The sequence below is a fragment of the Pollutimonas harenae genome (assembly GCF_004153685.1).
Classification (GTDB): domain Bacteria; phylum Pseudomonadota; class Gammaproteobacteria; order Burkholderiales; family Burkholderiaceae_B; genus Pusillimonas_C; species Pusillimonas_C harenae.
Genome location: NZ_SDQD01000002.1, coordinates 335,543 through 359,002 on the forward strand (window position 1 = coordinate 335,543; position 23,460 = coordinate 359,002).

General features: G+C 57.2%; 22 protein-coding genes. 14 read left to right on the top strand and 8 right to left on the bottom strand.

Annotated features, from left to right (window positions below; all coding sequences use genetic code 11):
* A complete protein-coding gene (locus tag ERD84_RS08405; RefSeq protein WP_130039184.1) occupies positions 1 to 969 on the bottom strand; it encodes a Bug family tripartite tricarboxylate transporter substrate binding protein in 969 nt (322 codons plus the stop codon).
* A 133-nt stretch (positions 970 to 1,102) separates the two neighbouring features.
* On the opposite strand from ERD84_RS08405, the gene ERD84_RS08410 reads away from it, so the two are divergent.
* The gene (locus tag ERD84_RS08410) at positions 1,103 to 1,954 is read left to right on the top strand and encodes an IclR family transcriptional regulator (RefSeq protein ID WP_130039185.1); all 852 of its coding nucleotides are present in this window, start codon (positions 1,103 to 1,105) and stop codon (positions 1,952 to 1,954) included.
* Between the two features lie 35 nt (positions 1,955 to 1,989).
* Here the strand turns inward: ERD84_RS08410 and ERD84_RS08415 are convergent, their stop codons facing one another.
* Both ERD84_RS08415 and ERD84_RS08420 read right to left on the bottom strand, forming a co-directional pair.
* The gene (locus ERD84_RS08415) at positions 1,990 to 2,691 is read right to left on the bottom strand and encodes a glutathione S-transferase N-terminal domain-containing protein (RefSeq protein ID WP_130039186.1); all 702 of its coding nucleotides are present in this window, start codon (positions 2,689 to 2,691) and stop codon (positions 1,990 to 1,992) included.
* Between the two features lie 81 nt (positions 2,692 to 2,772).
* On the bottom strand, positions 2,773 to 3,255 hold the full coding sequence (locus ERD84_RS08420) for a YkgJ family cysteine cluster protein (protein WP_245150649.1): 483 nt from the start codon (positions 3,253 to 3,255) through the stop codon (positions 2,773 to 2,775).
* Between the two features lie 154 nt (positions 3,256 to 3,409).
* Here ERD84_RS08420 and ERD84_RS08425 point away from each other — a divergent pair, with 154 nt between their 5' ends.
* The 9 genes from ERD84_RS08425 to ERD84_RS08465 all read left to right on the top strand — a co-directional run bounded on the left by ERD84_RS08425 (position 3,410) and on the right by ERD84_RS08465 (position 12,385).
* Complete coding sequence (locus ERD84_RS08425) at positions 3,410 to 4,204, top strand: outer membrane protein (RefSeq protein ID WP_245150650.1); 795 nt, start codon at positions 3,410 to 3,412, stop codon at positions 4,202 to 4,204.
* 236 nt (positions 4,205 to 4,440) lie between these two features.
* Positions 4,441 to 5,346, top strand: a complete 906-nt coding sequence (locus tag ERD84_RS08430) for a branched-chain amino acid ABC transporter permease (RefSeq protein ID WP_130039187.1) — start codon at positions 4,441 to 4,443, stop codon at positions 5,344 to 5,346.
* Complete coding sequence (locus tag ERD84_RS08435) at positions 5,346 to 6,269, top strand: branched-chain amino acid ABC transporter permease (RefSeq protein ID WP_130039188.1); 924 nt, start codon at positions 5,346 to 5,348, stop codon at positions 6,267 to 6,269. Before ERD84_RS08430 ends, ERD84_RS08435 begins: the two co-directional genes overlap by 1 nt.
* 13 nt (positions 6,270 to 6,282) lie before the next feature.
* Positions 6,283 to 7,023: an ABC transporter ATP-binding protein gene (locus tag ERD84_RS08440; RefSeq protein WP_130039189.1), complete on the top strand. Its 741-nt coding sequence runs from the start codon at positions 6,283 to 6,285 to the stop codon at positions 7,021 to 7,023.
* 3 nt (positions 7,024 to 7,026) lie between these two features.
* Positions 7,027 to 7,692: an ABC transporter ATP-binding protein gene (locus ERD84_RS08445; RefSeq protein ID WP_130039190.1), complete on the top strand. Its 666-nt coding sequence runs from the start codon at positions 7,027 to 7,029 to the stop codon at positions 7,690 to 7,692.
* 14 nt (positions 7,693 to 7,706) lie between these two features.
* Complete coding sequence (locus ERD84_RS08450; protein WP_130039191.1) at positions 7,707 to 9,143, top strand: aldehyde dehydrogenase family protein; 1,437 nt, start codon at positions 7,707 to 7,709, stop codon at positions 9,141 to 9,143.
* Positions 9,144 to 9,156: 13 nt separating this feature from the next.
* Positions 9,157 to 9,909, top strand: coding sequence for an SDR family oxidoreductase (locus tag ERD84_RS08455; RefSeq protein ID WP_130039192.1), 753 nt, complete (start codon positions 9,157 to 9,159; stop codon positions 9,907 to 9,909).
* Positions 9,910 to 9,936: 27 nt separating this feature from the next.
* Positions 9,937 to 11,061 carry a zinc-dependent alcohol dehydrogenase family protein gene (locus tag ERD84_RS08460; protein WP_130039193.1) on the top strand — a complete coding sequence of 375 codons (1,125 nt, stop codon included), beginning with the start codon at positions 9,937 to 9,939 and terminating at the stop codon, positions 11,059 to 11,061.
* 22 nt (positions 11,062 to 11,083) lie between these two features.
* Complete coding sequence (locus ERD84_RS08465; RefSeq protein WP_130039194.1) at positions 11,084 to 12,385, top strand: ABC transporter substrate-binding protein; 1,302 nt, start codon at positions 11,084 to 11,086, stop codon at positions 12,383 to 12,385.
* On the opposite strand, the gene ERD84_RS08470 is transcribed toward ERD84_RS08465, so the two are convergent.
* The 3 genes from ERD84_RS08470 to ERD84_RS08480 form a co-directional block, all read right to left on the bottom strand.
* Positions 12,382 to 13,323, bottom strand: a complete 942-nt coding sequence (locus ERD84_RS08470) for a 3-hydroxyacyl-CoA dehydrogenase NAD-binding domain-containing protein (RefSeq protein ID WP_130039195.1) — start codon at positions 13,321 to 13,323, stop codon at positions 12,382 to 12,384. The genes ERD84_RS08465 and ERD84_RS08470 overlap by 4 nt on opposite strands.
* Positions 13,324 to 13,355: 32 nt before the next feature.
* Positions 13,356 to 13,946 (bottom strand): hypothetical protein, encoded by a 591-nt coding sequence (locus ERD84_RS08475; RefSeq protein ID WP_130039196.1) that lies wholly within the window; start codon positions 13,944 to 13,946, stop codon positions 13,356 to 13,358.
* Between the two features lie 189 nt (positions 13,947 to 14,135).
* Positions 14,136 to 14,807 (bottom strand): 7-cyano-7-deazaguanine/7-aminomethyl-7-deazaguanine transporter, encoded by a 672-nt coding sequence (locus ERD84_RS08480; protein ID WP_130039197.1) that lies wholly within the window; start codon positions 14,805 to 14,807, stop codon positions 14,136 to 14,138.
* 88 nt (positions 14,808 to 14,895) lie between these two features.
* On the opposite strand from ERD84_RS08480, the gene ERD84_RS08485 reads away from it, so the two are divergent.
* Positions 14,896 to 15,621, top strand: a complete 726-nt coding sequence (locus ERD84_RS08485; RefSeq protein ID WP_130039198.1) for an RNA pseudouridine synthase — start codon at positions 14,896 to 14,898, stop codon at positions 15,619 to 15,621.
* Positions 15,622 to 15,648: 27 nt separating this feature from the next.
* On the opposite strand, the gene ERD84_RS08490 is transcribed toward ERD84_RS08485, so the two are convergent.
* Together ERD84_RS08490 and ERD84_RS08495 are read right to left on the bottom strand one after the other, a co-directional pair.
* The gene (locus tag ERD84_RS08490) at positions 15,649 to 18,657 is read right to left on the bottom strand and encodes an FAD-binding and (Fe-S)-binding domain-containing protein (RefSeq protein ID WP_130039199.1); all 3,009 of its coding nucleotides are present in this window, start codon (positions 18,655 to 18,657) and stop codon (positions 15,649 to 15,651) included.
* 6 nt (positions 18,658 to 18,663) lie between these two features.
* A complete protein-coding gene (locus ERD84_RS08495; protein WP_130039200.1) occupies positions 18,664 to 19,401 on the bottom strand; it encodes a GntR family transcriptional regulator in 738 nt (245 codons plus the stop codon).
* 207 nt (positions 19,402 to 19,608) lie between these two features.
* Here ERD84_RS08495 and ERD84_RS08500 point away from each other — a divergent pair, with 207 nt between their 5' ends.
* From ERD84_RS08500 to ERD84_RS08510, 3 genes are all read left to right on the top strand, one after another.
* The gene (locus ERD84_RS08500) at positions 19,609 to 20,823 is read left to right on the top strand and encodes a pyridoxal-phosphate-dependent aminotransferase family protein (protein ID WP_130039201.1); all 1,215 of its coding nucleotides are present in this window, start codon (positions 19,609 to 19,611) and stop codon (positions 20,821 to 20,823) included.
* A gap of 11 nt (positions 20,824 to 20,834) precedes the next feature.
* Positions 20,835 to 22,346, top strand: a complete 1,512-nt coding sequence (locus ERD84_RS08505) for an amidase family protein (RefSeq protein ID WP_130039202.1) — start codon at positions 20,835 to 20,837, stop codon at positions 22,344 to 22,346.
* A 76-nt stretch (positions 22,347 to 22,422) separates the two neighbouring features.
* Positions 22,423 to 23,451: a TRAP transporter substrate-binding protein gene (locus ERD84_RS08510; protein WP_245150651.1), complete on the top strand. Its 1,029-nt coding sequence runs from the start codon at positions 22,423 to 22,425 to the stop codon at positions 23,449 to 23,451.
* Positions 23,452 to 23,460 lie beyond the last annotated feature (9 nt).

Below are 23,460 nucleotides of genomic sequence, written 5' to 3' on the forward strand. Positions count from 1 at the left end.
TTACTGGACGACTATGCCTGCGCGTTTGACCAGCGCCTCGATAATGGGCTTTTCAGTCTTGATTTGTGTGGTCAGCGCTTCGGCGGACCCATCACCCGGTTCCAGCCCCATATTCAACATCTGGTCATGAATCTTTGGGTCTTTCAGTGCGGCTTGCAGTGCCTGGCGCAAAGTGCTGGTAACGTCTGATGGTGTATTCGGTGGTGCGACCAGAGTGAACCATGCCGTGATTTCAAATCCTGGATAGCCTGCTTCGCTGATGGTGGGCAGTTTGGGCAAGGAAGATAATCGGTTTTTGCTGGTAATGGCCAGCACATCGACCTTGCCGGCGTCGACTTGAGGCATGCCTGTAGAGACCATGTCGAAAAATACATCGACGTCCCCGTTGATCAGCTGTGGCAGCGCCTGGGTTGAGCCTTTGAAAGGCACATGCAGCATATCGATGTCTGCCACTTGCTGGAAGTATTCGGCGGCCAGGTGTGACGAGGTACCTGCGCCGAAGGATGCGACGCTGAGCGCACCGGGTTGCTTCTTGGCAAAGTTGATGACGTCCGCCACAGACTTGAAGTCATGTTTTTTTGCGCTGAGCAGCACCATGGGGCCTATGCCTATCATGCCTATGGGCGTGAAAGCGTCAGGATCGTAGGACAGTGTTTTAAATAGATAGCGATTGGTGACCAGGGTGGAGTTGGTGGCCAGAAGTATGGTGTAGCCGTCGGGTTTTGCCCGTGCCGCATACGAGGCGCCTATGGTTGTGGCTGCTCCGGCCCGATTCTCGACGACCATGGACTGCCCCAGTGTTTTGCTCATGTGTTCTGTCAGAACCCGGGCCAGGGCGTCGGTGGCCCCGCCTGCCGGAAACGGTGTCACGACGGTGACTGCACGCTCGGGATAGTTCGCTGCTGAGGCAAGTGTGACCAGGCTGCTGAGCAAGCCTGCTGCAATGATGCGGGTGCACGTTTTTAACATGAGGTCTCCTGCGGGATTTTGGGTGGGTTCTGTGAACTTGTTTGTACAAAATGGTTTGAACAAAATGACTTAATTCCGTAGAATGGAATTCAGTTCCTGTTTTTAGATTCAATATAAGAGCTTCATCTAATAAATGCAAACCTTTTCCCGTCGTCCCGGCTCTTCAGAAAGCCACCAGTCCGCCTCATCGGCTTCACGCCGTCCAGCCAGGCGCAAGCGTCAGCCGGACCATGCGGGTGCGGCCTCGCCGAATTTTGTTGAAGCGCTGGCTCGAGGACTGCAGGTGATGCGTTGTTTTGATCCCAGCGTGGAGTCATTGGGCAATCTTGAGCTGGCCGAGCGTACGGGCTTGCCCAAGTCTACGGTCAGCCGTATTGTCTACACGCTGACCACGCTCGGGTATTTGCGCTATCACACCGATACCGGACGTTACTCACCCAGCTATGGTGTATTGGCCCTGGGCTTCGCATGTCTGGCCAACCAAGGGGTACGCCAACTGGCCCGCCCGCTCATGGAGGCGCTGGCCCAGACAACGGGCGCCGCTGTCGCGCTGGGTGCTTTCGATGGCGAGGCCATGACCTACATCGAGGCTGTTCATGGCTCATCCGCCTTATATCTGCGCTTGCCAGTGGGCTATCGTGTCGGAATGAACAGCACCATGGGGCGCGCCTATCTGGCCAGTTTATCGTTGCCGGAGCGTACAGCGCTTCTTCAAACGCTGGAACCCGGGCTGGTATCGTCCACAAAGATATCCAAAGCTTGTCGAGAGCTCAAAGCCACTGGTTGCTGTTTTGGTATCGGGGACTGGCAGCCTGGCATACATGCCGTGGCAGCTCCGTTCGCCACATTGACCGGCGAGGGCACTTTTGTACTGAGCTGCGGCGGGCCGGCCAACATCCTGCCTCAAGAACGCTTGCAGACTGTCGTTGCCGACAGTCTGAATGAAATAGTGCGCCAGTTGGCGCCGCCCTTGTCTGGGCGTTGATGCGTGGGCGCGCTCTTAGGCGGTCGCTGTCATGCTCAATTGCCGGGAATCTGCAGGCCTTTTGCCACGGCTTCGCGTTCAACAAACGCCTGCAAGACGCGTTTGACGTTCAAGAACCGGTCAATTTCCACCAGATCGCCTGCTTCGTAGAAGCCAGCAAGGTTACGTACCCAGGGTAGGGTCGCGATATCGGCAATGGTGTAGTCGTCACCCATGATCCACGCACGGTCGGCCAGGCGGCCGTCAAGCACGCCCAGCAAACGTTTGGACTCGGCTACATAGCGGTCGCGTGGGCGCTTGTCTTCATAGTCCTTGCCGGCAAACTTGTGGAAAAACCCCAGTTGCCCAAACATTGGCCCTATGCCGCCCATCTGGAACATCAGCCATTGAAGGGTTTCGTAGCGCAGGGCGGGGTCTTGCGGTAGAAGCTGGCTGGTTTTTTCGGCCAAATAGATGAGAATGGCGCCTGATTCGAACAAAGCCAGGGGTTTGCCATTGGGGCCGTTGGGATCCAGTATGGCGGGAATCTTGTTGTTGGGATTCAGTGACAGGAATTCCGGCGACATTTGATCGTTGGTTTCAAAGCCCACCCGATGTGGCTCGTAAGGCAGGCCGGTTTCTTCAAGCATGATCGATACCTTGACGCCGTTAGGGGTGGGCAAGGAGTAGAGCTGGATGCGATCAGCGTGTTGGGCCGGCCATTTGTGGGTAATGGGAAAGCTCGATAAGTCAGTCACTGTACGTCCTTTGAAAAGAGTTGAGAGGACTGCGCAGGGCAGTCCTGTCTCCCGTCTATCGTACCAGCACCAGGCAAGATGCTAGGCGGCGATATCGCCGCGCCGCGGAGGTGTATGAGTGGGCGTCTCATCATCGTCATGAGGACGGGGCGGCAGGGCTGGCAAGCCAATACCCTTGCGTACACGCTGGCAATCGGGGTTGGGCTCGCCATGCTCCAGCCAGGGGGAAAATTCCCGGCAAGGCGATGGCCGCTGCTCGTAGATGGCGCAGTGAATACCGCTATGACCAAGTTCGCCGCGCAGTGCAACACAGCGCTTGCCGCCGTATTCCGTGCCCTGCATACAGGCTCGCAAAGGGCCTACCTGGGTTACCAGTTCTGGCGGGACCGTGCCGCCGCTCTCGCCAGCGACTTCGCCGCAATAGAAGGACACACGAAAATGGGCGCAGCAGGCGCCGCAGCTCAGGCAAGGGTTATAGGCGGTGGTGTCGTTGGTTGCCGGCTGGCGTGTGGTGGCGCCATGAGGCGCGAGTACATGCGCAGAAAGTGCGCGCGTGGGTTTCATGATGGGGCTGGCCCCTGTGAAAATCGGGACGTAATTTTAAATCAATTCCTATTTGAAAGATGCTGATTTCTCTTAAGGTTTTGGCAAGTGAGCATTAATGCAGTTAGTATGTATTCGTAACCTAACATGTCTGTTTTGCAAACGGAGGGGCAATATGAAGGGCATTGCTTATCTTTTACCCCTGTGCCTGGGCGCGATCATCCCTATGCCGTGCCTGGCCGAGGCATCCGGCGAGCCGGGCTTTTACATGGGCGTGTTCGGTGGCCTGGGTTCGGCGGCGTCAGCCAGCATGCAGCAAAAGGGCGCGGTCCACCTCAATCAGCACTTGTCGCTGCCCATCAATGCGCGTGGTGCCACCGGCGATACGCGTGTTGGGATGGGCGGTGTCCAGGCTGGCTACGACTGGGGGCGCCGGGGCTTGGGTGGGGGCAAATGGGGCCTGAAACCCGCCGTCGAAATAGAAGGGTTTTACATAGCCAGGCATACGGCCGTGGGAGAAATGCCCGTCACGCCCCGTTTCCTGGGTACTCAATACGTGTACTTTCCCACGTCGACGGGGGTGGTGCTTGCCAATGCCGTGCTGACGTTCAAGACCCCTTATTCAGACAAGGTCTTTCCGTATCTGGGCGTCGGGGCAGGAGCGGCCTTTATCTCGGTCAAGAACAGTGATTCGGCCAATCCTTCCGAGCCGGGCATCAACCACTTCAACTCAGACCCGGATGCCTCCAGCACGGCTTTTGCCATGCAGTTCAAAGTGGGCGTCAAAGGCCAGCTGTCCAGGCATCTATATTTGTTTACCGAGTATCGTTACCTGTCCATCAGCTCCACCAGTTATACCTTTGGGCCCACAGATTACCCCGGCCTGCATCTGCCTACGGCATCCTGGGACGTAGGGCTGGGGCGTCAGCGCTACAGCTTTGTGGTGGCGGGCCTGCAGTATAAATTCTAGGTGCCGTCGATTCCTTGAACGTGTTCTTGAACCAAAAGTCCCAGGGTTTACCCGAGGTTACGTTTGTTAGAAACCCTAGCTTTTACAAAAGCTAATTGCCCCCAGTGAGCCTGCTACTTACACTGGGGTACAGTTTTTTTTGCCGCCAGGCCGCCTTAAGGTAAAAAACGTCCCTCGTGGGGCAGAAAATCGGGGCGCAGCATGGGGGTGTTTTTTGTAATTCCCGAGGAAAGTCCGTGTTTTTTAACATTCTGCCACTGGCTCTGGTTGATGGTATCGCCTACGCGTGCTTGTTGTTCCTGGTGTCCATGGGTCTGACGCTGATTTTCGGCGTCATGGGTATTTTGAACGTTGCACATGGGGCGTTCTACGCCTTTGGCGGCTATGCTGCCGCATCGTTCATCATCATGATCGCGCCAGCCACCGAGTCTGCCTGGGTTCCCCTCATTTCACTCTTTCTGGTCGCCATCGTGGTAGGTACAGTGCTGGGTGGCTTGATGGAGTTCTTGCTGATACGCCGCACTCAAGCCTACGACCCCATTCTGAAGCTGTTGCTTACTTTCGGAGCGCTTCTCATGCTGGAAGACATCCAGCGTCTGATTTGGGGCGCTCAGCCCTATAGCGCCAGCGAAGTGGTCAATCGGCTGGGCAATATCGAACTGGGCAACATTACCTATACCACCTATCAGCTTGTTGTCGTACCGGTGACGGCGCTGGTGGCGTACGTAGGCCTGGAGTATTTTCTGCGCCGCACCAATCTGGGCAAGCAGATGGTGGCTGTCACACACCACCGTGAAGTCGCGATTTCCCAAGGTATCAATGCGAGCAAGATAGGTTTGATCACCTTCATAATCGGCGCTGTGCTTGGTGTACTTGGCGGTGCGCTTGCCTCGCCGACCACGTCGCTGGTCCCTGGGGTGGGCGCCGACATGATTGTGTTGTCGTTTGCCGTGGTGGCTACCGCCGGGTTGGGGCAGATCACGGGGGCACTGGTCGCCGCATTGCTGATCGGCATTGTCCGCTCAATATCCGTTTACATGGCACCCGAATTCGAGGTTGCCGTACCCTACATCATCATGTGTCTTGTATTGCTTGTTCGCCCGCACGGCCTGTTTACTGTTGCCCAGGCGAGGACCATCTAATGATTTACGCAATTGGAATTATTGGCGCGGTAGTGGCCCTGGTTACTGGCTACTTTGTGTCCTGGATCATCACGCCCATCATCATCGGCATCACTTATGCCATTGCAGCACTGGGTGTTTCCGTCATGATGCGGGCGGGTCAAGTGTCTTTCGGCCATGCCATGTATGCGTGTATTGCAGCCTACACGGTGGCGTTCCTGGCCCGTGCCTATCCAGGCCTGGATGTCGTCGTGCTGGTACTGGCCGGTGTGTTGGCCGCCGGTATCGCCAGTATGGTGATTGGTGTGTTCGTGGCGCGCTATCGCGGCATTTTCTTTGGCATGCTTAATCTGGCGCTCAGCATGGTGTTGTTTGCACTGCTGGGTAAGCTGTATCACATCACGGGTGGCACCGACGGCCTGCGCATCGAACGGCCCAGCATCCTGGGCATGGAGCTCGAACGCGCGCCTTACGAATTCGTCCTGTTGGTGGTTACGCTATTCATCGCGCTTTTGCTTGCGTGGTGGGTACAGCGCTACTTTCGCTCCGGCAATGGCGAGGCCCTTGCTGCCATCAAGACCAATGAAACACGTCTCGAATACCTGGGTTTTTCGGCCTACTCGGTCATGTGGCGTGGTTATCTGATTTCGGCCATTGTGGTGGGCTTCTCAGGCAGCATGCTTGCGCTCATACAAGGTCTGGTCACACCAGAAATCGGTTTGTGGCTGCGCTCGGGCGAGTACGTCTTCATTGCCATTCTGGGCGGTGCCGGCCATGTTATTGGTGCTTTCCTGGGCGCGCTGGTATTCGAGGCGGTCAAGCTGGTGTCGACTGCTTACTTTCCGGGCCTGTGGCAATTCATATTGGGCTTGACGCTTATCATCGTGATCTTCCTGTTTCCCAGGGGCATCGTCGGCGAGCTGTCCAAGCGTATCAAACTCTAAGGGGGCCGAAGCAATGCAAGCTTTAGTCAAAACCACCGGCCTGAATCTGACATTCGGCGCGGTCATGGCTGCCGACAATATCGACTTTGAACTGCATAGTGGCGAAAGCCTGGCAGTTATCGGCCAGAACGGTGCGGGTAAAACCACGTTCATCAATATCTGCACGGGGTATTTGACACCCGCTTCCGGCAAAGTCTACTTCGATGGCCAAGACATCACTGCGATGACGCCACGCAAGATTGTGCGGCTGGGCCTGGGCCGTTCCTTTCAGCTTCCGCAACTGTTCACTGAGCATACGGTGCGCGAGTGCATACAGCTTTCGGCGGCCCGCCAGAATGCGCGTTTAAGCATGTTCAAGCCATTGGCCGCCACGCTCGATAGCCACGAAGTAGAAAGTACGCTGGAGTTGGTCGGGCTCAAAGAAGATGCCAATGTCTTGTCAGCCGACTTGCCTGAAGGCAAGCGTAAGCTGCTCGACGTGGCCATGGCGCTGGCCTTGCGCCCCAAGCTGCTCATCATGGACGAGCCCACCAGCGGCGTGGCCTCCGAAGACAAGCACGGTTTGATGCAAACCGTCATGAATGCACTTAAAGAACGCAAGGTCACCAGCTGGTTTGTCGAGCACGACGTCGATATCGTCGAGCAATACGCTACGCGTGTGGCAGCCTGGATCAACGGTGCCATCGTGGCCGATGGCACGCCCCAGGAAGTGCTGAACAACCCGAAAATCAAGAGCGAAGTATTGGGAACCTGACATATGCTTAAGTTAACCGGTGTCAATGTCGACCTTGCGGGTAATCGAATTCTGCGCGACATTCATTGCAATTTTGTAGCGGGCTCCACAGTGGGGATTGTGGGCCGCAACGGAGCGGGCAAAACGACTTTATTGCGCTCCATCATGGGCCTGGTCAAGTTGCGTTCGGGCGAAATCATGCTCGATGACGTGAATCTTGCCGCCTTGCCCGGACATGCCCGTGCGGGCCTTCAAATAGGCTACTCCCCCGAAGACAGGGTAATCTTCCCGACCATGTCCGTAGAGGAAAACCTGCGTTTGCCTTGTGCTTCCCTGAAGCAATCGCGTCAGGCCATTGATCAGCGCCTCGAGGTAGTGATCGAGGCAGTCCCCGACCTGAAGCCTCTGCTCAAACGCTCGGGCTCGGCCTTGTCGGGCGGTCAGGGCAAGATGGTGGCGCTCGGTCGCGCCCTGATGGTGGGTACTCGCCTGTTGCTGCTTGATGAGCCCTACCAGGGCCTGGCGCCCAAGCTGGGCTTGATCTATACCCAGGCACTTGGCCGGCTCAAAACCATGCAGCCAGATTTGTGTGTTGTCATTACCGAATCAAATATCAAATTGTTGGGCGATATCCCTGACCGGATATGGTCCATCGAGCGGGGCTCCATCGAGCTTCAGAAAACTTTGTAAGACAGGAAAGTGCTATGACTCAAATGATTATCGACGGCCAGAAAACGGATGCCGCCAGCAAGCAAACCATTGACGTCGTCGCTCCCAGCGATGGCAAGGTTTTTACTACCATTCCCCGAGGCGACGCTGCCGATATTGACCGTGCCGTCAAGGCCGCCCGTAAGGCTCTGACGAGTAACTGGGGTAAGGTTCCGGCATTCGAGCGTGGTCGTCTCTTGTTCAAACTGGCCCAGGCCGTGTTGGATAACCACGAAGAACTGGCGCAGCTTGAGTCCAAAGATACCGGCAAGCCTATTTCTACTTCCCGTGGCGACATCACTGTACTGGCACGTTATTTTGAGTTTTATGGTGGTGGTGCCGACAAGATCCATGGCGAGACCATTCCCTTCCTGAACGACTATTCCGTCGAAGTGGTGCGCGAACCCCTGGGCGTCACGGCGCACATCATTCCATGGAACTACCCGGCGCAGATGTTTGGTCGTAGTGTTGCGCCCGCCCTGGCCATGGGTAACGCGGTGGTGGTCAAGCCTGCCGAAGATGCATGCCTCTCCATCGTACGTATTGCAGAGCTGGCCCTCGAAGTCGGCTTCCCCGCTGGTGCGCTTAATGTCGTGACCGGCCTGGGCGAAGAGGCCGGTGCGGCGCTGTCCAAGCATCCTGGCATCAATTTCGTTTCGTTCACTGGCTCGAACGAGGTCGGTGTGCTGGTCCAGCAGTCGGCAGCACTCAATGCCGTGAAATGTGTGCTCGAGTTGGGTGGCAAATCGGCTCATGTGGTTTTTGACGATGTCGATTTCAAGAAGGCCATTCCAGCCATTGTGCGCGGTATTGTCCACAATGCCGGACAAACCTGCACGGCCGGCAGCCGCCTGCTCTTGCAGAAGGGCGTGCACGACGAATTCCTGAAGGCATTGGCCGAGGAGTTTTCCAAAACTCGTGCGGGCACCCCAGAAATGGACCTGACTTGCGGCCCTGTGGTCAACAAGACCCAGTGGGAACGTATCAATCGTTATATCCAGAAGGGCAAAGATGAAGGCCTGGTGGTGGTGGCTCAAGGCGCAGTCGCCGACGGCGTACCCGAAGGCGGCTATTTTGTGACCCCCACCATTTTTGGCGCCAAGAACCACGACAGCGACTTGCTGATGGAAGAAATCTTCGGCCCCGTACTGGTAGTGGTGCCCTTCGAAACTGAGGCACAAGCTATTGAGCTGGCCAATGCAACCGAATACGGTCTGATGGGGGCTGTCTGGTCCGAGAACGGTGGACGTCAGCAGCGCGTGGCCAGGTCCATGCAAGCCGGTCAGATTTACATCAACAGTTTTGGTGCGGGTGGTGGCGTCGAGCTGCCTTTCGGCGGCGTCAAGAAGAGCGGTCACGGCCGCGAAAAAGGATTTGTTGCGCTCGAAGAAATGAGCACCACCAAAACCATTGTCCATTTCCACGGTGAATAAGGAGTAGAGCAAAATGGGACAACTAGAAGGTAAGGTCGCGCTGATTACTGGCGCCGGTAGTGGTTTCGGCGAAGGTACCGCCAAGCTGTTCGCTCGTGAAGGCGCCAAAGTGGTTATTGCCGATCTTAACGAGCAGGCAGCTAATCGCGTGGCCTCTGAAATCGGCAGCAGTGCGCTGGCGCTCAAAGGCGACGTCTCCAAGCGTGACGACGTGCAGGGCATGGTCGATGCCAGTATCAAGGAATTCGGTTCATTGGACATCGTTATCAACAATGCAGCCATCACCCACAAGAATCAGCCCATGCTGGAAGTGGATGAAGCCATGTTTGACCGCATGTTCGATGTCAACGTGAAGTCCATTTTCCACATGAGCAACGCTGTAGTGCCGGTCATGCGCAAGCAGGGCAAGGGTGTGATCATCAATATCGGATCCACCGCCGGCATTCGTCCCCGGCCCGGTCTGACCTGGTACAACGCTTCAAAGGGCGCAGTCAACCTGCTGTCCAAATCGATGGCGGTCGAGCTCGGTCCTGACAATATCCGGGTGAATGCCATTTGCCCCGTCATGGGTGTAACCGGCATGTTCGAGTTGTTCATGGGAGCGCCAGATACCCCCGAGAACCGTGCCAAGTTCCAGTCCACTATTCCGCTGGGCCGTTTCTGCCAGCCGTCGGATGTGGCTGCCGCCGCACTGTATCTGGCCAGTGATGCCGCCGAGTTCATTACCGGGGTCGAATTCCCCGTTGATGGTGGCCGCACTATTTAAGTACTAAGTATTACCGAGGACAATGCTATGAAAACCCGCGCTGCATTATTGCGAGAAATGGGGGTCGCTGGCCCTTATGCCGAATCGAAGCCGGTGGTAATTACCGACGTCGAGCTGGACCCGCCAGGTCCTGGTGAAGTGCTTATCAAGATCAAGGTGGCAGGGCTCTGCCACTCTGACTTGTCGGTCATCAATGGCGACCGTCCTCGGGCGTTACCTATCGTGCTGGGTCACGAATCATCTGCCGAAGTGGTCGAAGCAGGCGAGGGGGTCGATGATCTGCGCGCCGGCGATCACGTGGTGATGGTGTTCGTGCCCAGTTGCGGCTGCTGCTTCCCGTGCATGAAGGGCCGGCCTGCACTATGCGAGCCGGGCGCAAAAGCCAATGGTCAGGGTACGCTGCTTTCAGGCGAGCGTCGCCTGCATATAGGCGAGGAATATCTCAACCATGCCACGGGCGTATCCTGCTTTGCCGAATACGCTGTCGTGTCGCGCCGTTCCTGCGTAAAGATCAATACCGACATCAGCCATCGCGAGGCAGCCTTGTTCGGTTGCGCAGTCCTGACCGGCGCAGGTGCAGTGCTTAACCGTGCCAGCCTGCGGGCGGGTGACACCGCCGCGGTCGTAGGCCTGGGTGGCGTGGGCTTGAGTGCCTTGTTGGCCGCTGCCGCAACAGGGGCACGACGCATCGTCGCCGTCGACCTGTCCGATGAAAAACTGAAGCTGGCCAAAGAGCTCGGCGCAACCCACCTCGTCAATCCACGCAATATCACCAGTGATGCCGACTTGCTTGAGGCAGCCGGCGGGCCGGTCGATTACGGATTCGATATGGCGGGTGCTGTGCCGGCATTCGAAACAGCCTACAAATTGACCGGCCGTGGTGGTTCCACCATCACATCGGGTTTGCCTAACCCTGGGGCGCGTTTCCAGCTGCCGCTGGCGCAAATGGTGGGCGAAGAGCGCGAAATACAAGGCAGTTACCTGGGTTCGGGTGTGCCGGCCGTTGATATCACGCGTTATATCGATCTGTACAAGAACGGTCGACTGCCGGTCGACAAGCTTTTGGGCAAAACCTTCACACTTGATGAAATCAATGAAGGTTTTGATCACCTGGCGTCGGGCAGCAGCCTGCGTGACGCTATTGTTTTGTAGTATGTTCCTCTGGAGACAATCCATGCATTTGAAGAATAAAGTTGCCGGCCTTGCTGCCGCAATGGTGCTTGCCGCGGGCAGCACAGCCGTATTTGCCGCCGACAAACCAGCCGAGCTGAATGTTGGCATTTCCACTTATCTGTCGGGTTCTGCTTCCGTCTTTGGTGTTCCCGCCAAAGAAGCAGCCGATATCCTTGTCGCCGATATGAACGCCAAGGGCGGTATTGGCGGCGTGCCTGTCAAGGTGACCTACATCGACGAAGGTGGTGGCAGCGAGAAATTGCTGTCTGAATACCGTCGTCTGGCCGAAGGCGGAACCAAGGTCATGCTCTCTGCCATTTCCAGCGGCCACTGCGGTATTGTGGCGCCTGTGGCCGAAGACCTGAAAATCCTGAACATTCTTTGGGATTGCGGTACACAGAAAGCACTGGAAGAAAAAGAGCTGAAGTATGTGGTCCGCACTGAAGCCAACGCCACTACTGAAATGATTGCTCAGGTCATCTACCTGATGAAGAAGCACCCTGACTTCAAGACCCTCGCCATCGTCAATCAAGACTATGCCTGGGGCCGCGATTCGCGTGACATCTTCCTGGCTGCCCTGAAGAAATTCAAGCCTGATGTCAAAGTTGTTGCCGAAATGTTCCCCAAGTTTGGCGCCGCAGATTTCTCAACCGAAATCAGCCGTTTGCAAGCCTTGCGTCCGGACGTGATTCTTTCCACCTCATGGGGTGGTGACCTCGACAACTTCGTGCGCCAGGCTTCGCAGCGTAATCTGTTCAAGAACTCGACTTTTGTGTTGTCGCTGGCAGAAAGCTCGCTCGAGCGTTTGGGTGATGCCTTGCCTGAAGGCGTAATCATCGGTGCCCGTGGTGATCACTACTGGCAGCATCCTGAAACCAAGGATGATCCTGCTCACAAGGAATTCATCAAGAAATTCCATGACAAGACCGGCGCCTATCCGATTTACTCGGTGTACCACATGGCACAGGCTTTGAATGGCTTGAAAGCTGGCTACGAGAAAGCCATTGCCGACAACAATGGCGAATGGCCCACCATCGAGCAGGCCGCTGCCGCCATGCACGACATCACCTTCAAGGGCTTTGGCCGCGAAGTCACTATCAATCGTCCTGACGGCCAAGGTCTGGAAGCTCAGCTGTTCGGCATCACCACGTCTTCTCCTGACCATTCCTTCAAGGTCCTGAAAGACATGATGATTATCCCAGCCGAATTGGTTACGCCTCCTTCCGGTGTAAACACCTTCGACTGGATCGAGAAAAACCTGACGCCTGACGTCTTGAACAGCGATAAGCTGGCTACGTTCTAAGGCAGTTTGTCGGCGCTTGCCTTGAGTTTGAGCAGGGTAAGCAATAGGTCATCGCGCTGGGCAACCATACTGCCCTGATCGGTGGCCTTCAGTTCCTGATCAACCCCGTCTATAAGCTGTTTGTTCAGCTCGGGGTTGAGCTTGACCTGGCCCAGGTCAGCCCACCACTCCTCCATGGGTGGGCCTAAGTGATCCAGTAAATGACTGATGCCACCGGCTCCGCCCGACAGGTGCAGATTCAGAAATGGGCCTAGCAATGCCCAGCGCAAACCTGGTCCATGGGCAATAGCGGTATCAATATCGCTGACCGAGGCCACACCTTCTTCGACCAAATGAAAAGCCTCGCGCCATAAGGCCGCTTGCAGGCGGTTGGCGACATGCCCCTTGACCTCGCGGCGGATATGTATGGGCTTCTTGCCTATCGACAGATAAAAGTCCATGGCTTTCTGGATAGCATCGGGGGAAGTCAGACTCCCACCCACGACTTCGACCAGTGGGATCAAATGCGGTGGGTTGAATGGATGACCGATCAAGACACGCTCCGGGTGCTGGGCGGCATCCTGAATTTGGCTGACCGGTATGCCAGATGAGCTGGTGGCGATCAGCGCATCGGCTGGCGCGGCAGCACTGATTTGCGCCATGGTTTCACGCTTGATGTCGACACGTTCGGGGCCGCTTTCCTGTACAAGCATTGCGCCTTCTACAGCAGCGGCCAGATCTTCATGAAAGCTCAGGCGTGCCTTGGATGCGCCTTCAGCCAGACCCATGCGTTCCAGCATAGGCCAATAGGTGTCAACCAATTCATGCAATCGGGCCTGGGCACCGGGCGCTGGATCGGTGGCAGCCACGTCAAAGCCATTAGCAAGAAAACATGCGGCCCAGCTGGCGCCGATGACACCGGTTCCGACGACAGCTATTTTTTTGTTGGAATGATTCATGATTAAGTCTCGGGCCCTGCGGAGGGCATTTTTTAAGAAAGAAATTCGTAGTATTGAACAATCCAATAGACTTGCACAATCAGTATGAGCGCCACAAATGCATAATGGAAGGCTCGGTGCTTGATGAACATGGCCAGCAAGGCAAGGACGATGACCATGCTCTGACGCACAAGGTATAGCGTGCCAAGCTCATGGAAATGGTCTATGCCTTTCCACAGGGTGTCAACCACGTCTACTGCAAACAGCAAGGCCAGTAGCCCATAGAACCACTTCTGGCGTGAGTGAAAATAGTCGGCAAAGCTAACGTATTCTTGCGTGTTGTCCGGACACAGCAATGTACAAGTAAAGTAGTACAGGGCTGAATAGCAAAGCAGGAACAGGTATAGGCCGAAACTCCAGCGTGATACGTTGTGCAAGTAAAACTGGAACCACCAGAAGTGAATGACGGCCGAGAGAAGAAAAATAATCCAGCCAAGATGTACAAGGTATATAGGCTCACGGCCCGGGTGTTGAACAAACCGCGCAAGCCCCGAAAGCAGGCGGGTCAGGCTAAGCCCCATAATGACGCCCAGCATGATGCGGATGTGTACGAGCTGATCGGGATGTGGCGTAGCAACGTCCATGGGGATCGAGTCTGATGGTTTTTATTAATGATGATGATACCTGTGTTGCTTGCACTGTGACAGATGTCATGTGCGGCTGCCATGCATTTATTTTTAACGGTAATGAGAAGCGCCGTTATGATCTTGCGGCCATCGATAGCCACTCGAATGAGAGCAGCTGTCACTTCAGTTTTCCCCACGTATTCTTTTCTAAAAGTGTGCCGTTGACAGGGTGTCGCGCCGTTTGATGGCCCGGGTAATGGCGTTCAGGGCAACACCATACATGGGCACAAACAGCAGTAGGCTGACAGTCAGTTTAATGACGTAGTCGACCACGGCTATTTCTCCCCAGTGCGCGGCCATGAAGGGGTTGGTGCTGCGCCAGAAGGCAATGCTGAAGAACGCGGCGGTGTCCAGAGCTTGCCCGAACACAGAGGCTGCGGCCGGTGCTATCCACCATTGCACGTAGTTGCGGCGCATGCGGTCGAATACTTGAATGTCCAGCAACTGACCCAAGGCATAGGCGGCGAAGCTGGCGAAGGCAATGCGAAATACAAAGCTGTTGAACTCGCCCAGTTCTCCCAGGCCATTGAAGCGGCCCTCATGGAACAGTACCGATACGATGTACGAGGCGATCAGCGCCGGCACCATGGCGCGCGTGATGACACGGCGTGCTTCGTTCTTGCCAATCAGACGCACGGTCAGGTCGGTGGCCAGAAAAATAAACGGAAAGCTGAAGGCGCCCCAGGTGCTGTGAAAGCCGAACAGGTCTATGGGCAACTGCACCAGGTAATTGCTGGCAATGATGATGAAGATGTGAAATGCGACCAGCAGGGCAAGATAGAATGAAGCGCCCGATCGAGGAGCGGATACCGATGTCATGATGAGCCTTTTTGACTGATGGGGTTAGGGAACCCATGAAGAAAACCTGGTGCCGTTAGAAGGCAGTTAAGTAGTGTAACCTATTCGAATGACTGACTCCGTACGCCTAAGCAAATATCTTGCAGCCCGATTTTTCTGTTCGCGCCGCGAGGCCGAGAACTATGTGAAAGGTGGTTGGGTGCGAGTGGATGGGCAGGTTGTTGAAGAGCCCGGTGTGCGCATCGAATCACATCAAGAGGTCGAGTTGGCCAAGAATGCGCGCCCTGATGATCACAAGCCGGCTACGATTTTGCTGCACAAGCCCAAGGGTTATGGCAGCGGCCCGGACGGGCGTTCAATATCGGACTTGATCGTACCCGAGAATCAGGTGCCAGATGATCGGTCGGGCCGTCATTTTGTGAAGATCGATTTGAAAGACCTGGAACTGTTCATGCCCTTGGCCGTAGATACGTGCGGGCTGATCGTCTTGACGCAAGAGTACGGCATAGCCCGCAAGCTTGCGGATGATGCAGCCAAGATCGAACAGGAATACATCGTTGAGGTTGCCGGGACGTTGTCACAGAGCGGTTTGAAGAAATTGAATCATGGGCTGTCCTGGCAGGGTGTGCCTTTGGCACCCATCAAGGTCAGTTGGCAGAATGAAACCCGCTTGCGATTTGCACTTAAGAATCCGCCGCCCGGCTTGATTGCAGATATGTGCCAGCAGGTGGGTTTGCTGGTATTAGACGTCAAGCGCATACGCATTGGCCGTTTGCCTTTAGCGGGCCTGCCCGTCGGTCAATGGCGTTATCGTTTGGCTTACGAACGTTTCTAGAGGCGCTGAATAAGTTCTGCTGAGTGCTTAGGCCAGTGCACGAGCCAGTACGCAGGCCACGTGCTCGGCCTGCCTGCCAGCTCCGTCAGCGATCTGGTGGCGGCAACTGGTGCCATCAGCGACGAGCAAAGTATCGGTTTCGGCCTTGCGCACGGCAGGCAGCAGTGACAGTTCGGCCATTTGCATCGATACGTCGTAGTGTGAGGCCTCGTAGCCAAAGCTGCCGGCCATGCCGCAGCAGCTGGACTCGATCAGACCCACATTCAGTTCCGGGATCAATCCCAGGACCGTCTGCACCGGCTTGACTGCGTCGAAGGCTTTTTGATGGCAATGGCCGTGCAGCAACGCTTTTTTCTGGGGCAGGGGTTTGAGCGCCAGGTGCAGGGTGCCGGCGGCGTGCTCGCGCTCAAGGAACTCTTCGAATAAAAAGGACAGACGCGCGAGGCTGCTCGCGTCTTCGCCCAGTCCCATGACAAGGAACTCATCGCGTAGCGACAGCAGGCACGAAGGTTCCAGGCCGACGATGGGGACACCCCGGGAGATGAAAGGACGCAGGGCCTGTACCACGCGACGGGCCTCGGCCTTCGCCTCGTCAATCAGGCCGGCGGACAGGTAGGTGCGCCCACAGCATAGGGGCCGGTCTTTTTGCGTATCCTGGGAGTCGGCGCGCGCGATGTGAACCTTGTAGCCTGCGGCCTCCAGTACGGTCAGGGCGGCGCGGGCATTTTCTGATTCCAGGTAGTTGTTGAAGGTATCGGCAAACAGGACGACGTCGGCGTCTTTTGTATGGTCCGAATGCGCCGTAGCCAGGAAGGTGTCGCCTCGCCACTGGGGCAGCGAGCGACGCGCGGACAGGCCCAGCAGGCGCTCCGACAGCCACGCGGCCCCTGGCAAGGTGTCGCGCAGGTTGAATAGCCACGGCAGGCGCGCCGCCCACGGCGCCCAGCGGGGCATGGTGGCGATGAGCTTGTCCTTGAGGCGCAGGCCGTGTTGCTTCTGCCACTGGTACAGAAACTCGATTTTCATTTTGGCCATGTCCACCCCCGTGGGACACTCGCGCTTGCAGCCTTTGCAGCTGACACAGAGGTCCAGGGTCTGGTGCACCTCGTCGGAAGTAAAGGCGTCAGGACCCATCTGGCCTGAAAGCGCGAGACGCAGGGTGTTTGCACGGCCCCGCGTGAGGTGTTGCTCGTCGTGTGTCACGCGGTAGCTGGGACACATCGTGCCGGCGTCGAATTTGCGGCAGTGGCCGTTGTTGTTGCACATCTCGATGGCTTTGGCAAAGCCATGGGCGGGATCATTGCCCGTGCCCGGCGCGCTGGTGGTTTGTGCAGCGGCATTGCCGGTGACATTCCAGGCGGACCAGTCCAGTGCGGGCTCGAGGGGCAGGACCTGGTAGGTGGGCTTGAATCGAAACAGTGAGGTTTCATCCATCTTGGGGCTGCGCACAATCTTGCCGGGATTCATGAGGCCCTGCGGATCGAACAGATCCTTGATGTCTTCGAAGGCCTGTGTCAGCCGTGGGCCGAACTGCCACGAAACCCATTCGCTGCGCACCAGGCCGTCGCCGTGTTCGCCGGAGAACGCGCCCTTGTATTCGCGCACCATGGCGCTGGCCTCCTCGGCGATGGCGCGCATCTTGGCCGCACCGTCGGTGCGCATGTCCAGGATGGGGCGCACGTGCAAAGTGCCCACCGAGGCGTGGGCGTACCAGGTGCCGCTGGTGCCGTGCTTGTGAAAAATCTCGGTCAGGCGGCTGGTGTATTCGGCCAGGTGCTCGAGCGGTACGGCGCAATCTTCGATGAACGAGACCGGCTTGCCGTCCCCGCGCATGCTCATCATGATGTTCAGGCCTGCCTTGCGCACTGACCATAACGCCTGTTGCGCGGCAGGTTCCGGCATTTCCACGACGCTGTTGGGCAGGCCCAGATCGCCCATCAGTTCCACTAGCTGCCGTAGCCGGGCGGCCTGTTCGTCTTGTGTTGTGCCGGCGAACTCGACCAACAGGACGGCCTGGGGTTCATCGATCAGTGCCCGTTCGATGGTGGGCCCAAAGGCCGGGTTGTTGCGCGCCAGATCGATCATGGTGCGATCCACCAACTCGACTGCTACCGGTCCCAGCTTGACGATGTGCTGCGCCATGTCCATGGCTTGGTAGAACGTCGGGAAATTCACCACCCCCAGCATTTTGTGGGTTGGCAGTGGCGCAAGCTGTAGTGTGAGCAGGCGCGTGATTGCCAGCGTGCCCTCGCTGCCCACGAGCAGGTGCGCGAGGTTCGGGCTGTTGTCCGGAGTATAGGGGCGTTCGCTTTGCGGATTGAAAATATCGAGGTTATAACCGCCGACCCGGCGCAAGACCTTGGGCACGGTCCGGGCGATTTCATCGTGCTCGCGCACGGCGATTTCTTGCAGACGGCGCACGATGGCGGCCAGGCGCGTTTGGTCTGTTGGCATGGTCGACAGGGGTCCAAACCGGCCCTCGGCGCCATCGGCCAGCAGGGCGTCGATGGCAAGCACGTTGTGCACCATGTTGCCGTACTGGATGGAACGCGAGCCACAGGAATTGTTGCCCGCCATGCCTCCAAGCGTGCACTGGGCCGAGGTACTCACGTCTACAGGGAACCAGACGCCGTGTGGCTTGAGCCAGGCATTGAGGTGATCGAGCACGATGCCCGGTTCCACCGTTACCGTCATGGCCTCGCGATCGAAATCGATGACGCGGTTCAGGTATTTGCTGTTGTCCAGGATCAGGGCCGGCCCCACGGTCTGGCCGCATTGGGAGGTTCCGCCGCCACGTGCCACAAACGGTGCACGCAGTTCGGCACAGATGGAAGCCGCCGCACGCACGTCGTCAAAGGTCTTGGGGACCAACACTCCGATCGGATCGGCCTGATAGATCGAGGCGTCTGTCGCGTAGCGGCCCCGGTCCCCCCGGCCAAATAGGATTTCGCCCTGGACCTCGCGTGCGAGGCGCTCGGAGAGCTCGTTGCGCTGCTGGCCGGCGTGTATGACTTTTGAGGGTAGGGGCGCATTCATGGGGATTCAGCTGCTTTTAGTGAGGGGAAATGAGATCACAGGAGGGCTGTCAGTCGGGTTGTACTCCTTGCCTAGGCCTTCGATCGCTGCTTCGCATTTGCGTTGTAGATGCTCGCGCATCAAGCGGCCAAGTTCGATCCCATCGCGTTGGGCGAGCGCATCGGCCATGGCAATGTGCTCGCTCATGGCTCTCTTCCATTTGTCGGGGTTCAGGTTGGAACGAAACCGCAGGTTCTGGACGCGCTGGTTCAGGGTGGAGTAGACCTGCACCAGCAGGCGGTTGTGAGCCGCCTGGTTGATGCAGTTGTGGATCTCGCGGTTGATCCGATAGTAAGAGGACAGGTCCTGCCTGGCATGACAGGCTTGCATTTCGAAGGTAAGCGCCCGGATTTCGGAGATCTCTTTGTCGGTCGCATGTTGACAGGCCAATTCGCCCGAGAGCGCTTCCAGTCCCCCCAGCACCGCGAAACTTTCCCGGATGTCGTTCTCGGAGAGGACTGTGACCCTTGCGCCGCGATTGGGTTGAATGTCGACCAGCCCCTCGGCGGCCAGCAGGCGGAACGCTTCGCGCAAAGGTGTGCGAGAGACACCGAGGCGTTCGCACAAGGCGCGCTCGTTGAGCCGGCTGCCGGCCGGCAGTTCGCCCTCGATGATGAGTTCGCGTAGTCGTTCGGCAGCGACGGCCGGAAGGGTGCGCCGATCGATCGTGTCGTCGACGAGACTGGAGGCTGGAGTACTGGCCATAGGTTAAATTTTGTATACCATTAAAGATTATATTATAGCGACCAGACAGAGGGGCATGAGTTAAATACATTGGATTTCCCCTTGAATGAAGCTTGCCTATACTATTGTTTATGGTCTATGGGGAGAAACTCTCCTTGTCGGAGCGGGAAAGGGGGCGTACTATGCACTAATTGTATTTTGTATACCAATTATTGATAGGGCTTAGATATGCTTCGACTCAGCTCGCACCCTTCAGGTCGCCATTTTCTCCAGATTCCAGGTCCCACCAATGTGCCGGATCGCGTGCTGCGTGCCATAGATAACGTCACGATCGACCATCGCGGCCCCGAATTCGGGGAGTTGGGCAAGTCGGTGCTCGCCGGCCTGCAAAAGGTATTCAAGACCGACAGTCACGTTGTCATCTATCCGGCGTCGGGTACCGGCGCCTGGGAGGCGGCCTTGGTCAACACCCTGTCGGTCGGCGATTTGATTCTCATGGCCGAGACCGGGCATTTCGCCACCTTGTGGAAGAAAATGGCCACTGAGTTGGGTTTGCGCGTCGAGTTCCTGCCCGGCGACTGGCGGCGTGGCGTCGACCCAGCGGCGATCCAGGCTCGCCTGACATCCGACGCAAATCATGAAATCAAGGCAGTGTGCATCGTGCACAACGAAACGGCCACCGGGGTTGCCAGCAACGTCAAAGGCGTGCGTGCGGCGATCGACCAAGTGGGGCATCCGGCCTTGCTGATGGTAGACACCATTTCATCATTGGGCTCGGTCGATTACCGCCACGATGAATGGGGTGTGGACGTGACGGTGGCGGGCTCCCAGAAAGGCCTGATGCTGCCCCCGGGCTTGTCTTTCAATGCAATCAGCGCCAAGGCTTTGGCGGCCAGTGAACACGCCTCCCTGAGGCGTTCGTACTGGGATTGGCGCGCCATGATCGCCAGCAACGCCACTGGCTATTTTCCGTATACGCCGGCCACTAATTTGCTTTACGGCTTGCATGAGGCCCTGGAGATGTTGTTTGACGAAGGACTTGACACGGTCTTCGCCCGACACCAGCGCCACGCCGAGGCGACCCGACTGGCGGTGCGGGCCTGGGGTCTGGAGATCCTCTGCGCTGACCCGAACGAATATAGTCCGGCGCTGACCGCGGTGATCATGCCCGAAGGCCACAGCGCCGACGCGTTTCGCAAGATTGTTCTGGATCATTTCAATATGTCGCTGGGCCAGGGTCTTTCAAAACTCAAGGACAAGGTCTTTCGTATTGGGCATCTGGGTGACATCAACGATTTGTCTCTGTGTGGAACCCTTGCCGGCATCGAGATGGGCTTGGTGCTGGCTGGTGTACCGCATGAAAAGGGCGGCGTGCAGGCCGCCATGGAATACCTGACGCAAAAGGCCGAGATTCGGTCCAGCCTCGCAGACTCACGGTCCTAACAACGAAATCAATGACTTCACGCGTAGTCCGTCCAGACGATATTGTTGACGAAGCAACCATAGAGGACTTGCAAAGGGGGCTGCTGGCCGGCGAGTTTAACTGTGTGGCGCTGGTTGACGCGTATCTGGGGCGCATTGCACGCTGGGATAAAAGAGGGCCCATGCTGCGCGCCGTGCTGGCATTGAACCCGGCTGCGCGCAAGCTTGCAGCCAATCGGGACGCCGCATTGGCTGCCGAGGGCCGGTTTTCAGGCCCACTGCATGGCGTTGTTGTTGCACTCAAGGACAATTGCAACACGACCGACATGCCCACGACCGGCGGATCTCTCTCATTGCAGGGCATTGTGCCTACGATCAACAGTACAGTGTCGCGAAAACTCAGTGACGCGGGGGCGATTGTGCTGGCTAAAACAAACTTGCATGAGTTCGCCCTGTCGGGCACCACGGTGAGTTCGCTGGGTGGCCAAACCCTCAATCCTTACGACCTTACTCGCACGCCTGGAGGTTCTAGCGGTGGCTCGGGGGTGGCGGCGGCCATGAGTTTCGCGACGGTGGCCATCGGTACGGATACGGTCAACTCCATACGGTCACCGGCATCGGCCAATTGTCTGGTTGGGCTGCGGCCCACGCGAGGCTTGATTAGTCGTGCGGGTGTCATGCCCGTGTCTCAAACGCAGGACTCGATAGGGCCGATGGCCCGAACGGTGAGCGACGTAGCGCGCGTCCTGGAAGTGCTCGCGGGTTACGACACCGATGATCCGGTCACTGCGCGTGCAGTGGGCCGGATCCCGGCGTCCTATTACGCATCCCTGGACCACAAGGCCTTTGAAGGCAGACGCATAGGGGTTTTGCGTAGGTTGTTAGGTGACGAACCTCGGCATCTAGAGGTCAATACCGCCATGGCTCGGGCTGTGCAGACCATGCGCGATGGCGGCGCACAGGTGCTTGAGGTCGACGATCCCTGCATTAACGCGGATGCTTTACTGCGTGACGGGGACGTACAGAAATGGGAGTTCAAGCCTTTGTTCGAGGCCTATCTACGAGCCTTGCCACAAAATGGTGTGCGAACCTTGGGCGATGTGTTGGCCTGCGGCGCCTACCATCAGGAAACTTTGCACGAGTTCCTAGTCCAGTCCAACGATACTGTCGATTCCGAGCACGATTGCGGATATCTGGGTCGGCTTGCCGCACACGATCGCCTGCGGGATCGTGTGCTCGGTCTCATGGCCGAGCACGCACTCGATGCTTTGGCCTACCCCTTGCAGAAATGTCTGGTCGTGCCTGTAGGCGCGGGTGGCCAAGCCGAGCGCAATGGCATCTTGGCTGCCCTTACTGGGTTTCCTGCCTTGAATGTACCTATGGGGTTTTCCACCCCCGATCTCAACGCACCCTTGGGCGTGCCCATGGGAATGGATTTGCTGGCCCGGCCTTTCGATGAACCCTTGCTGCTTGGGCTGGGATACGCCTTCGAGCAGCGCGCTCGTGTTCGAAAACCGCCTTTGCACACCTTATGGCCCGATTAGACATGTAATTAGCCCATTTCAGAGTCGTGCGCAGTCCGGGTGCGCGGCGCAATTCACAACCGGACCACAGGAGATAATGATGATATATACAGCTTCAATCCCTCAGTCCCGTAGTTTGCGTCGACGTATAGTGGTCTTGCTCGCCGCGCTAGGCGCGGCGGCAGCGCTGGGAGCGCCGAGTATTTCCCAGGCGCAGATCGAACTGAAACTTGGCCACGTCGGTAACCCGGGTTCACTGTTCCAGTTAAGCGCCGACGAGTTCGCCAAACGCGCCAACGCCAAATTGGGCGATGAATACAAGGTTGTGGTGTTTGGTTCCAGCCAGTTGGGTGGAGACAAGGAAATGTTGCAAAAGCTCAAGCTCGGCACCATAGACATGGTGCTGCCCTCGACCGTGATGTCCTCCGAGGTCGATTTGTTCGGTCTTTTCGAGATGCCCTACATCGTCAAGGATCGCGAGCACATGAAGCGCATCGAAAAAGAGATTTTCTGGCCCAAGATCGCACCCGCAGCGGAAAAGAAAGGCCTGACGATACTGGCAGTCTGGGAAAATGGATATCGCCATATAACCAATAACAAGCATCCCATCGCCAAGCCCGAGGACTTGCATGGCATCAAGCTGCGCACGCCCAAGGGTAAATGGCGCGTCAAGATGTTCCAGGAGTATGGCGCCAACCCCAGCCCCATGAGTTTTTCAGAGCTGTTCAGCGCCCTGCAGACGGGTGTCATGGACGGCCAGGAGAACCCCTTGACCCAGATCTATTCGGCCAAGCTGCAGGAAGTACAAAAATACCTATCCCTGTCCGCCCACGTCTACACGCCGGCCTACCTGACCGTAGGCACGAAGCGTTACGCCAAGCTGCCGGAGAACGTGCGCAAGATACTCGAGGATGTGGCTCGCGAGAACCAGGCCTATGTTTACGAGCAGGCCGCCAAGGCGGACGATGAACTGCTGGGCAAGCTCAAGGACGCCGGCATGCAGGTTAACGAGGTCGACAAAGAGGCCTTCATCGCGGCCAGCAAGCCCATCTATGAGGAATTCGGCCAAGAGGTCGACGGCGCGCAGGAACTTATCGCGCGTGCAATTGAACTTGGCAAACAATAGGCGAGGTAA

Excerpts from the sequence above, each read along its gene's own strand:
- ERD84_RS08435 (WP_130039188.1), top strand. The coding sequence starts at position 5,346 with ATGATTTACGCAATTGGAATTATTGGCGCGGTAGTGGCCCTGGTTACT.
- ERD84_RS08445 (WP_130039190.1), top strand. The coding sequence starts at position 7,027 with ATGCTTAAGTTAACCGGTGTCAATGTCGACCTTGCGGGTAATCGAATT.
- ERD84_RS08455 (WP_130039192.1), top strand. The coding sequence starts at position 9,157 with ATGGGACAACTAGAAGGTAAGGTCGCGCTGATTACTGGCGCCGGTAGT.
- ERD84_RS08485 (WP_130039198.1), top strand. The coding sequence starts at position 14,896 with ATGACTGACTCCGTACGCCTAAGCAAATATCTTGCAGCCCGATTTTTC.
- ERD84_RS08500 (WP_130039201.1), top strand. The coding sequence starts at position 19,609 with ATGCTTCGACTCAGCTCGCACCCTTCAGGTCGCCATTTTCTCCAGATT.
- ERD84_RS08410 (WP_130039185.1), top strand. The coding sequence starts at position 1,103 with ATGCAAACCTTTTCCCGTCGTCCCGGCTCTTCAGAAAGCCACCAGTCC.
- ERD84_RS08495 (WP_130039200.1), bottom strand. The coding sequence starts at position 19,401 with ATGGCCAGTACTCCAGCCTCCAGTCTCGTCGACGACACGATCGATCGG.
- ERD84_RS08460 (WP_130039193.1), top strand. The coding sequence starts at position 9,937 with ATGAAAACCCGCGCTGCATTATTGCGAGAAATGGGGGTCGCTGGCCCT.
- ERD84_RS08475 (WP_130039196.1), bottom strand. The coding sequence starts at position 13,946 with ATGGACGTTGCTACGCCACATCCCGATCAGCTCGTACACATCCGCATC.
- ERD84_RS08490 (WP_130039199.1), bottom strand. The coding sequence starts at position 18,657 with ATGAATGCGCCCCTACCCTCAAAAGTCATACACGCCGGCCAGCAGCGC.
- ERD84_RS08510 (WP_245150651.1), top strand. The coding sequence starts at position 22,423 with ATGATGATATATACAGCTTCAATCCCTCAGTCCCGTAGTTTGCGTCGA.
- ERD84_RS08420 (WP_245150649.1), bottom strand. The coding sequence starts at position 3,255 with ATGAAACCCACGCGCGCACTTTCTGCGCATGTACTCGCGCCTCATGGC.
- ERD84_RS08480 (WP_130039197.1), bottom strand. The coding sequence starts at position 14,807 with ATGACATCGGTATCCGCTCCTCGATCGGGCGCTTCATTCTATCTTGCC.
- ERD84_RS08440 (WP_130039189.1), top strand. The coding sequence starts at position 6,283 with ATGCAAGCTTTAGTCAAAACCACCGGCCTGAATCTGACATTCGGCGCG.
- ERD84_RS08405 (WP_130039184.1), bottom strand. The coding sequence starts at position 969 with ATGTTAAAAACGTGCACCCGCATCATTGCAGCAGGCTTGCTCAGCAGC.
- ERD84_RS08450 (WP_130039191.1), top strand. The coding sequence starts at position 7,707 with ATGACTCAAATGATTATCGACGGCCAGAAAACGGATGCCGCCAGCAAG.
- ERD84_RS08505 (WP_130039202.1), top strand. The coding sequence starts at position 20,835 with ATGACTTCACGCGTAGTCCGTCCAGACGATATTGTTGACGAAGCAACC.
- ERD84_RS08470 (WP_130039195.1), bottom strand. The coding sequence starts at position 13,323 with ATGAATCATTCCAACAAAAAAATAGCTGTCGTCGGAACCGGTGTCATC.
- ERD84_RS08425 (WP_245150650.1), top strand. The coding sequence starts at position 3,410 with ATGAAGGGCATTGCTTATCTTTTACCCCTGTGCCTGGGCGCGATCATC.
- ERD84_RS08465 (WP_130039194.1), top strand. The coding sequence starts at position 11,084 with ATGCATTTGAAGAATAAAGTTGCCGGCCTTGCTGCCGCAATGGTGCTT.